This window comes from Sandaracinobacteroides sp., from assembly GCF_057137845.1.
Genome location: NZ_DBNHFX010000145.1, coordinates 1 through 9,364 on the forward strand (window position 1 = coordinate 1; position 9,364 = coordinate 9,364).

Here is a 9,364-nt window from a genome sequence, read left to right on the forward strand (position 1 = left end):
TTGCGGCTGCCGGTATCCTGATAAAAGGCAAAGAAACTGTCCCAAGCGGCTTCGGTCAGGTCGCGGCCCGTCAGCCAGTCGATGCCGTCGACCGCCGCCAGCGCCGCCGCGCGCTCGTGCCGCAGAACCTTGCGCTTGCGGCTGCCAAGTGCACCAAGGAAATCGTCGAATCCGCGCCAGTCGCCGCTGTTCTGCCAGTGATACTGGATGTCGCGGCGCTCCAGCCAGTGGCGCGCGGCAAAGCTTTCGGCGTCGTCGGGGCAAAGGAACGTCGCATGCGCGCCCGACAGCCCGTTATCGCGCACCACCGCCTCGCTTGCGGCCACCAGAACGCTGCGCGCATCGGCATAGTGCGCCAGCAGGCGCGGCGCAGTCGCCGGGGTGAAGGGCGTTGCATGTTGCAGCTTCGGATAATAGGCGCCGCCCGCGCGCTGCCACGCGTCGGCCCAGCCGTGGTCGAACACATATTCGCCCTGGCTGTGTGCCTTCAGATACCCCGGCAGGATACCGGCAATCCGCCCGGCGTCGTCCTCGGCAACGATGTGCAGCGGCCGCCACCCGGCCTCGGCCGTGGCCGAGCCGCTGTCCTCGAGTGCGGTTACGAAGGCGTGCGCGGCAAACGGGTTGCCGCCGCCCGCAAGCGCGTCCCAGTCGGCGGCGGGAATGTCGCGCGCGGCGCCCGCCAGCCTTGCCCGAAGCCGGGGCATCGCCTCAGCGAAGCTGGATCACCGCATCCACCTCTACCGCAACCCCGCGTGGCAGCGACGGCACGCCGACAGCGGCGCGCGCATGCTTGCCGGCATCGCCGAACACCTGCACCATCAGGTCGGATGCGCCGTTCGCCACTTCCGGCTGCTCGCCGAAGCCGGGGGCGCACTGCACGAACACGCCCAGTTTCACCACGCGCTGCACCCGGTCGAAACTGCCGCCAAGCGCCGCCTTCACCTGCGCCAGGATCATCAGCGCGCAGCGTTCGGCGGCGTGGCGTCCCTGCTCGACGGTCATGTCGCTGCCAACCGTGCCGCGAATCAGGCTGCCGTCGGCGGCAACGCTGATCTGCCCCGACACATGCAGCAGCCCGCCTGCCTCGACGGCCGGAACATAGGATGCAACCGGCGCCGCCGCCGCCGGCAGCACATGGCCCAGTTCCTTCAGTTTCGTTTCAACGCCCATCGTCTGTCCTTTCCATCCGGTTTCTGATCCATGTTTCCGCATCGGCCCAGCGATCGATCCGGCTGTGCGCGTCGGGCGCCGCCGGGATCAGGCCGCGCAATACCGGGTCGGCCACCATGTGCAGCCGCCCCACGCCCGGCGCATGTCTGGCCGCGCTTTCATGGTGCGGCGGCAGGTCGTCGACAAAGACCGCAGGCCGCCCCGCCGCCAGTTCGTGCACCTTGCGCCCCTTTGGCCCGTCGTTCGCGTGCACCGGCACATCAAGGCCAAGCGACCGCAGGTGGGCAAGCCGGATATCGCGCCATTGCGCGGGAATGTTCGTCAGCACTACCAGATCCATGTCGCGCGCAAGCCGCCCCAGCACCTGCACTGCATCTTCGGCGGGCTGCTGCCGCAACTGCCCCTCGGCGAAGAAGCCGTCCAACAGCGCCGGAAACTCGGCGGGCGATACCGCCCGCCCGTCGGCCATGTGGCGCATGTTGCCGACCAGCGCAAAACTGTCGAAGCTCAGGTCCACCTGCCGCTCCTCGCGCAGCCAGTCGCTGAACGGACGGGCGAATTCCAGAATCACCTCGTCGCAGTCGAGGATCAGGATCGGCTTCATCCGCGTTCCTTCGCAAGCTGTTCCGGCGCGACGCCGATTTCGCCGGCCACCTTCAGCAGATCTGGTTCGTGACCGGAAAGAAAGGCGGCAACTGCGGCTGCCATGTCGGCGCTGCCGGCGCGGGCGCGAATCATGTCTGCGTCATAGCCGGTAAGGGCGATGAACCGGTTGCGCAGCCCCTCGTCGGCGATGATCGCGGCCAGCGCCTGCAAGGCCAGTGTCGGGTCCATGCCCGTGCCTCTAGAGCATGTGCCGCCTGAACGGAATGTCTGATCGAAGGCCTGCCCCCGAACCGCCGCACGCACGCAAAAAAGCGCAGGCCGGAACCTGCGCTTGCCTCTGCCGTTCCAGCCGTTCGGGACGAACAAGGCCCGCCCGCCATGCCGGAACGCCGCAACCCGCCCCGCAGGGCGGATGCCGCTTACTTGATCTTGGCTTCCTTGAACTCGACGTGCTTGCGCGCGACGGGATCATATTTGCGGAACGAAAGCTTCTCGGTCTTGGTGCGCGGGTTCTTCTTGGTCACATAATAGTAACCAGTGTCCGCGCTGCTCACGAGCTTGATCTTGACCGTCGTCGGCTTCGCCATGCTGTCCTCGAAACAAATAATTGCGCCCGCCGGCAAAGTGCCCCGGGAAAGGGCGCGCCTCTAGGGCAGAATCACCGTTGCCGTCAACCCCACGGCCTGCATCCCGGCCCCTCAGCCGCGCTTTCGCCGCACACCGGGCGGCGGCCCGCCGTGCTTTGGCCGCATCCGGTCGGTGCGCGGTTTCGCGTTCGCTCCGAAACGCCTGCGCTCGACCGGCTCGACGCCCGGAATGGAAAATCGCAGGGCGCCGGTCACGGGGTCGGCCTCCTCTAGGCGCAGGTCCAGCAACTGCCCCTGCGCATAGCGGGTGCCCGACTGCGTGCCTTCAAGATAGCGCCCGGCCTCGTCGAAGCGGAATCGCTCGTCGCCAAGGGCGCTGATCGGCACCAGCCCGTCACCGCCGATCTCGACGACGGTGGCAAAAAACCCGAACGCCTGCACGCCCGAAATGCGGGCATGGACGATGCCGCCCGTCGACGCCGCCAGATAGCGGGCGATATAGCGGTCCAGCGTCTCGCGCTCGGCTTCCATCGCCCGGCGCTCGGTAAAGCTGATATGCTCGCCGATGGCGGCGAAACGCTGCCCGGCGCCTTCGGGCAGCCCGCCTTCCCCAAGCTTCAGCGCCTGCACCAGCGAGCGATGTACACAGACATCGGAGTAGCGGCGGATGGGCGAGGTGAAATGCGCATAGGAACCGAGGTTCAGGCCGAAGTGGCCGGTGTTCGCCGGGGCGTAATAGGCCTGGGTCTGGGCGCGCAGCACGGCTTCCGAAATCTCGGTCAGGTCGGCGCGGTCGCGGCAGCGGTCCAGCACGCGGTTGAAGCTTTCGGGCGTGATCACCTGCCCCAGCGCAAAGCTTACCCCCAGCGTCCCCAGATATTCCTTCAGGCTGACCAGTTTTTCCCGGTCCGGCTGTTCGTGGCACCGATACATCACCGGCGCCTTCACTTCTTCAAGGGCGCGCGCGGCCGCCACATTGGCGGCGATCATCATTTCCTCGATCACCCGGTGCGCATCCAGCCGTTCGCGCACGCGCACGCCCGTCACCTGCCCGGCATCGTCCAGAATCACGCGCTTTTCCGGCAATTCAAGATCAAGCGGCGAGCGCCGCCCGCGCGCCCGCATCAACGCCTTCCAGCAATCCCATAGCGGCGCCAGCACCGGCACCTTCAGTTCGCTTTCGGCCTTGCCATCCATCACCGCCTGCACGGCTTCATAGGCAAGGTTCGCCGCGATCCTGACCCGCGCCCGGTGAAAGCGCCACTGCGACAGCTCGCCATTCGCCCCGACATGGATGCTGGCGGCCAGCACCGCCTTGTCGGCCCCCGCCTTCAGGCTGCACGCGCCGTTGCTCAGTTCCTCGGGCAGCATCGGCAGCACGCGGTCGGGGAAATATACGCTGTTGCCGCGATCGAAGGCGCTGCGATCCAGCGCCGATCCGGGGCGGACGAACCACGACACGTCGGCGATGGCGACCAGCAGCCGCCAGCCGTCGCCCTCCGGCTCGGCCCAGACTGCGTCGTCATGGTCGCGCGCGTCGGCAGGATCGATGGTGATGAACGGAATGCGCGTCCAGTCCTCGCGCGGGCCGAGCGGCGCGGCCTGCACCCGGCGCGCCTCGTCCTCTACGGCCTCCGGGAAATGATCGGGCAGGCCCTTGGCGGCGATGGCGATGTCGCTCAGCAGCGCGCCGGAAAACGGCGTGCCCAGCCGCGCCGCGACATGCGCCAGCGTTCGCGCGCCCGAACCTTTCAGTTCGGCCCGCACCAGTTCGCCCGGCACCACGTCGCTGCCGTGATGGATCGGCCATTGCCGCCGCTCGCGCCGGTCGACGGGCTTCAGCAGCAGCCCGCCCCGGCCGTCACGCTCGACGACGCCGGTCAGCAGCGACACGCCCCGCTTCAGCCGCTTGATGACGCTGCCTTCAAAGCGCGGCGCGTCGCCGGTAATGCGAACCAGCAGGCGATCGCCCGGATCATAGGTCAGCCGCCGCCCGGCGGCATGGCCATGCCGGCCCTCGCCGGTGATGCGCACCCTGGGCGGCTCGCCTTCGCCGGGCCAGTTCTCGGGCGTTGCCAGAACCCGCCCGCGATCGGCGGAAATCACCGTCAAGACCGCCACGCGGGGCAGGCTGTCGGCCTCGTGCAGCGCCCGCCCCGGCCCGCCCGCAAGCTGGCCTTCGGCTTCCATTTCGCGCAGCAGCAGTTTCAGCTCCTCGCGCTCGGCGCCCTTCAGGCCGAACGCGCGGGCGATCTCGCGCTTGCCGACCGCCGTCCGGCTTTCGCGCACGAAAGCCAGAATCGCGTCGCGGTCGGGCAGGCTCAAGAGCCGGCTTTCTTCGCTGCCGGTTTCTTGGCCGGAGCCTTCTTGGCGGGCGCCTTTCTGGCTGGGGCCTTCTTCTTCGCCGCCGGTGCGCGCGCTGCCCGTTCGGCCAGCAGCACCACCGCCTGCTCCATCGTCAGCGCCTTTGCATCGGTGCCCTTGGGGATGGTGGCGTTCACTGCGCCATCGGTGACATAGGCGCCGAACCGGCCATCCAGCACCTTCACTTCGGCGCCGCTTTCCGGATGCGCGCCCAGCACCGCGATGGGTTCCGCCGGTGCGCGCCGGGCCTTGCCGCCCTTCGGTTCGGCCAGCCTGACGACCGCCGCGTTCATGCCGATCTCGAACAGTTCGGTGCTGTCCTTCAGATTGGCATATTTGCCGTCGTGCAGCAGATAGGGGCCATAGCGGCCGATCGACGCGGTGATCGGCAGGCCGGTTTCGGGGTGCATGCCGATGGCACGCGGCAGCGCCAGCAGCTTCAGCGCCGTTTCCAGATCCAGATCGGTAATATCGCGCGGGATCGACGAACGCTTCTCGCCCGATTGCACATAGCGGCCGAACCGGCCCGATTTCACTTCGACGGCAAGGCCGGTTTCCGGGTCGTCGCCCAGCCCCTGCGGCCCGGCGTCCTCGCCTCCGGCGCTGGCGAACTGGCGGGTGTAGCGGCATTCAGGATAGCCCGAGCAGGAAATGAACGGCCCATACCGCCCGACCTTCAGCGCCAGTTGCCCGGTTCCGCACGCCGGGCAGGCGCGCGGATCGGCGCCATCGTCGCGCGGCGGGAACAGGTGATCGCCCAGATAGGCATCCAGCGCCTTTTCCACGTCCCACGGCTTTTGCGCCTGCACGTCGTCGGCGCGGGGTTTGAAATCCGCCCAGAAGTCGCGCAGCACTTCCAGATACTTGGCTTCCCCGGCGGAAATGTCGTCCAGCCTGTCCTCAAGGCCGGCGGTGAAATCATACTGCACATAGCGTTCGAAAAACCGCTCGAGGAAGGCCGTGACCAGTTGTCCCTTTTCCTGCGGCCGGAAGCGTTTCTGTTCCAGCACCACATAATCGCGGTCCTTCAGAACCTGGATGATCGACGCATAGGTAGAAGGGCGCCCGATCCCCAGTTCCTCCATCCGTTTCACCAGGCTTGCCTCGGAATAGCGCGGCGGCGGCTGGGTGAAATGCTGCGATGCCTCGACCCCCTGCGTCGAAGGACGGTCTCCCGCCATCAGCTTTGGCAGCCGGCCGCCTTCCTCGTCGTCGGCCACCGGGCCTTCGGACCGCAGATCGTCGGTGCCTTCGGTATAAAGGGCCAGAAACCCCGGAAACACCACCACGGTGCCGGTCGCGCGCAGTTCCACCGATCCATCGTCGGCCACCAGATCGACCGCCGTCCGCTCCAGTTGCGCCGAAGCCATCTGCGAGGCGACGGCCCTCGTCCAGATCAGGTCATAAAGCCGGCCGTCACGGTCGTGCAGGCCGAGCGCGCGCGCCGTGCGGGCGAAATCGGTCGGGCGGATGGCCTCGTGCGCTTCCTGCGCGTTCTTGGCCTTTGCCGTATAATGGCGCGGCTTTTCCGGCACATAGTCGCGGCCATAGCGTTCCATCACCATGTCGCGCGCGCGCATCACGGCGGCGCCATCCATCGATACGCCGTCGGTCCGCATATAGGTGATGTGCCCGGCCTCATAGAGGGCCTGCGCCGTCCGCATCGTCTGCTGCGCGTCCATCCCCAGCTTGCGCGCCGCTTCCTGCTGCAAGGTCGAGGTGGTGAACGGCGGCGCCGGGTTGCGCACCGCCGTCTTGATGTCGATGGCGCCGACCGACAGCGTTGCGGCTTCCACCTGCGCCCGCGCCGCTTCGGCTGCATCGCGGGTCGCCAGCGCGAACTTGTCGAGCTTCCGGCCGTCGAGCGCAGTAAGTTTTGCCGAAAAGGCGATGCCGCCCGCGCTTTTCAGCACTGCCTCGACGCTCCAGTATTCGCGCGGTCTGAAGGTCTCGATCTCGCGCTCGCGCTCGACGATCAGCCGCAACGCGACCGACTGCACCCGCCCGGCGCTTTTGGCGCCGGGCAGCTTGCGCCACAACACCGGCGACAGGGTGAACCCCACCAGATAATCCAGCGCCCGGCGCGCCAGATAGGCATCCACCAGCGCCTGGTCGACGGTGCGCGGGCTGCCCATCGCCGCCTTCACCGCATCCTTGGTGATGGCGTTGAAGGTGATGCGCGAAATGCCGCCCCTGGGCACCGCCTTGCGCGCCGCCAGCAGCTCGGCCAGATGCCACGAGATCGCCTCGCCCTCGCGGTCGGGGTCGGTCGCGAGGATCACGCGATCCGCCTGTTTCGCGGCGTCGGTGATTGCCTTCATCTGCTTCGCGCGGTCGGCCGAAACCTCCCAGCGCATGGCGAAATCATGTTCGGGGTCGACGCTGCCGTCGCTTGCAGGCAGGTCGCGCACATGGCCGAAACTGGCCAGCACTTTGGCCCCGCCGCCCAGATACCCCTCGATCGTCCGGGCCTTGGCCGGCGACTCGACGATGACAAGATCCATCAACGGTCCTTCCTTGGGGCGCGGCCCATAGCCCCGTGCAGGCCGAAATGGCAACTGCGGGCCATCTCAGCCTATCCGCGCCACCCTTCCGCCTGCAAGCCGGACCACCCTGCCCTCGATCTCGAGGTCGGACAATTGCGCCTGCACCTGCGCCGCCGCCATGCCCGAAGCGCGAACCAGTTCATCGACCGGAACCCCGCCGGGCGAGAGCAGCGCCAGAAACCCGCCGTCGGCCGCTTCCGCCCGCCCGACCGGACAAGATTCGATCACCGGCCCAGGTTCGATCACCGGCCCAGATGCGATCACCGGAGCACGGCGCTTCGCCGTTTCCGGCGGCCGTTCGCGCGCGGGCCTTGCCGCCACCACGAACGGCGACAGCGCCGCCAGCACGTCTGCCGCGCTTTCCACCAGTGTCGCGCCGTCGCGGATCAGCCCGTTCCCCCCGCGTGAACGCGGATCCGCCGGATGGCCGGGCGCCGCCATCACTTCGCGCCCTGCATCGGCGGCGATGCGCGCGGTGATCAGGCTGCCCGATCCGCTGGCCGCCTCGATCACCACCACTGCCTGCGCAATCCCGGCGATCAGCCGGTTGCGGCGCGGAAAATGCCGGGCCTGCGGCTCGGTTCCGGGCGGCAGTTCGGTCAGCAGCAGCCCGCGCCCGGCGATTTCGCCTTGCAGTGCGGCATGTTCGGGCGGGTAGGCGATGTCGATGCCGCAGGCGATGCAGGCGATGGTTCCGCTGTCCAGCGTGGCGTTGTGCGCGGCGGCGTCGATGCCGCGCGCCAGCCCCGACACCACCACCCAGCCGGCGTGGCCCAGATCCGCCGCCATGTCACGCGCCAGCGCCCGGCCCGCCGCACTGGCGTTGCGCGCACCGACCATCGCCACCACCGGCCGTGCGGCAAGGCCCGTGTCACCCAGCGCGATCAGCAGCGGCGGCGGATCGGAAAGCGCGGCAAGCAATGGCGGATAGTCGTCCTCGCCCGGCAGCAGATGCCTGCCGCCAAGCTTCGCCACGCGGTCCATCTCGGCCTCGGCCACTTGCGGCGGCGCAAGCGGCTTTCCCGCCATCGCCAGCGCCTCGCAGGCGGCACCGCCGCTGCCATGGCGGGCAAGCAACTGGCCGAAGCCCACCGCACCGATGCCATCGGTGCGGGCCAGCCGGATGCGGGCCAGCCGTTCCTGCGGTGAAAACCCCGTCACGCGTCGTCGTCGGCGGCTTTTGCCTTGCCGATGCGTGGCTCGGTGCCGTCGCGCAGGCGGGCGATATTCTCGCGGTGGGTCCACAGCACCCAGACCGCCAGCAACCCGACGATCAGCCCGGCTTCGGGCTTGCCGGCGAAGCCAAGGGTGATTGCCGCAGCAAAGCCGCCGACCATGCCGCCCAGCGACGAAATCCGGCTGATCGCCGCCACCGCCACCCAGCCAAGTGCGAATCCCAGACCGCCCAGCGCGGAAAAGCCGAACGATACGCCCAGCAGCGTCGCCACGCCCTTGCCGCCCCGGAACCTGAGCCATGCCGGATGCACATGCCCGGCAAAAGCGCCGATCGCGGCGGCAAGCGACGCCCATTCCTGCCCGTATCGGGCCGCCAGCCACACGGCAGCCCAACCCTTGCCCGCATCCAGCAGCAGGGTCAGGGCGGCGATGCCCTTGCGCCCGGTGCGCAGCACGTTGGTGGCGCCGATGTTCCCCGATCCGATCGAGCGGATGTCGCCGCCGCCTGCCAGGTGCGTAAGAAGCAGCCCGAACGGAATCGAGCCGAGCAGATAGCCGATCAACAGCCAGAGAAGCGCATGGGTCACGCAGCGAATCCTAGCGCGGCTTCACCCTGCCCCGCAACCCGCCCGCCGTTGACATCCATCAAGGAAAAGCCGGACACTGCCTCCATTGCTTTACGCACTGAACCGGAAAGGAAAGCCGCATGAAGGGCTATATCGACGACATCGAACAAGCGACCGAGGAAAACAGCCATTTCCGCCGTGTCCTCTATACCGGCAAGCGGTTGCAGCTCGTCGTCATGTCGCTCCTCCCCGGAGAGGAAATCGGCGAGGAAGTGCACGACGACGGCGACCAGTTCTTCCGCGTCGAGATGGGCACCGGAAAAATCCTGATCGACGACAAATGGAC

General features: G+C 68.0%; 10 protein-coding genes. 1 reads left to right on the forward strand and 9 read right to left on the reverse strand.

Annotated elements, in window-relative coordinates; all coding sequences use genetic code 11:
* The 9 genes from AC16JP_RS08420 to plsY form a co-directional block, all read right to left on the reverse strand.
* Positions 1-707, reverse strand: a 707-nt coding sequence (locus tag AC16JP_RS08420) for a peptidogalycan biosysnthesis protein (protein ID WP_484340169.1), incomplete at its 3' end; no start/stop codon positions are given.
* Between the two features lie 4 nt (positions 708-711).
* On the reverse strand, positions 712-1,173 hold the full coding sequence (locus AC16JP_RS08425; RefSeq protein WP_484340170.1) for a RidA family protein: 462 nt from the start codon (positions 1,171-1,173) through the stop codon (positions 712-714).
* On the reverse strand, positions 1,163-1,777 hold the full coding sequence (locus AC16JP_RS08430; protein ID WP_484340171.1) for an HAD family hydrolase: 615 nt from the start codon (positions 1,775-1,777) through the stop codon (positions 1,163-1,165). The genes AC16JP_RS08425 and AC16JP_RS08430 overlap by 11 nt, the downstream gene beginning before the upstream one ends.
* Entirely contained in the window at positions 1,774-2,007 is a 234-nt protein-coding gene (locus AC16JP_RS08435; RefSeq protein WP_484340172.1) for a DUF3572 family protein, read from the reverse strand. Before AC16JP_RS08435 ends, AC16JP_RS08430 begins: the two co-directional genes overlap by 4 nt.
* Positions 2,008-2,198: 191 nt before the next feature.
* A complete protein-coding gene (rpmG, locus tag AC16JP_RS08440) occupies positions 2,199-2,366 on the reverse strand; it encodes a 50S ribosomal protein L33 (protein ID WP_484340173.1) in 168 nt (55 codons plus the stop codon).
* A gap of 111 nt (positions 2,367-2,477) precedes the next feature.
* Entirely contained in the window at positions 2,478-4,691 is a 2,214-nt protein-coding gene (locus tag AC16JP_RS08445) for a ribonuclease R family protein (RefSeq protein WP_484340174.1), read from the reverse strand.
* A complete protein-coding gene (gene topA, locus AC16JP_RS08450; RefSeq protein WP_484340177.1) occupies positions 4,688-7,234 on the reverse strand; it encodes a type I DNA topoisomerase in 2,547 nt (848 codons plus the stop codon). Before topA ends, AC16JP_RS08445 begins: the two co-directional genes overlap by 4 nt.
* A gap of 66 nt (positions 7,235-7,300) precedes the next feature.
* On the reverse strand, positions 7,301-8,437 hold the full coding sequence (gene dprA / locus AC16JP_RS08455; RefSeq protein ID WP_484340175.1) for a DNA-processing protein DprA: 1,137 nt from the start codon (positions 8,435-8,437) through the stop codon (positions 7,301-7,303).
* Positions 8,434-9,048, reverse strand: a complete 615-nt coding sequence (gene plsY / locus AC16JP_RS08460; RefSeq protein WP_484340178.1) for a glycerol-3-phosphate 1-O-acyltransferase PlsY — start codon at positions 9,046-9,048, stop codon at positions 8,434-8,436. Before plsY ends, dprA begins: the two co-directional genes overlap by 4 nt.
* Positions 9,049-9,158: 110 nt before the next feature.
* Between plsY and AC16JP_RS08465 the strand changes: the two genes are divergently transcribed.
* Positions 9,159-9,364, forward strand: a 206-nt coding sequence (locus tag AC16JP_RS08465; RefSeq protein ID WP_484340176.1) for a cupin domain-containing protein, incomplete at its 3' end; no start/stop codon positions are given.